Origin of the sequence: Stenotrophomonas bentonitica (assembly GCF_013185915.1) — a bacterium.
In the GTDB taxonomy this organism is placed as follows: domain Bacteria; phylum Pseudomonadota; class Gammaproteobacteria; order Xanthomonadales; family Xanthomonadaceae; genus Stenotrophomonas; species Stenotrophomonas bentonitica.
The window spans coordinates 1-537 of record NZ_JAAZUH010000012.1; the positions used below are offsets into that span (position 1 = coordinate 1).

Annotated in this window: 1 rRNA gene; it reads right to left on the reverse strand. The window is 51.8% G+C overall.

Annotated features, from left to right (window positions below):
- Nucleotides 1-419: 419 nt before the first annotated feature.
- Nucleotides 420-534: ribosomal RNA gene (gene rrf / locus HGB51_RS20150) — 5S ribosomal RNA — on the reverse strand.
- Nucleotides 535-537: the final 3 nt, after the last annotated feature.

Below are 537 nucleotides of genomic sequence, written 5' to 3' on the forward strand. Positions count from 1 at the left end.
CTTGCTTTAAAACAATTGATATGTTGCTTGATCAAACGTCTGCAAGATGGACATACATCCTTCCTGCAGGCGCCTTCACAAGATACCTGCGCATACTGTCAAAGAACCTTGGAGTCGGCCTCAGCGCTTTCCTCCGTGTGCCCCGACGTTTCCGTCGTTGCGAGCCGCCCATTATAGCTGGCTTTTTCGCTTCGTCAACACCTTTTTTCGAGGTGGTTCCCGGTGACCTGGGACCGAAATGCCTGAGGCGTTTCGTCGTTGCGAGCCGCCTATTATGTCAGGCTTTTCGAATCTGTCAACAACTTGTGACGTAAACTTGAAGTTCTTGTTGAAGTTGTTGCTGCAAGTGCAGCAAAAAGCATGTGCTTGCAAAAAAAGGAAAACCCCGTTGCGCAAGCAACGGGGTTCTCGGGTGTAAACCCTGGCGATGACCTACTCTCGCATGGCTTGAGCCACACTACCATCGGCGCAGCTGCGTTTCACTTCCGAGTTCGGGATGGGATCGGGTGGTTCCACAGCGCTAATTTCACCAGGGAG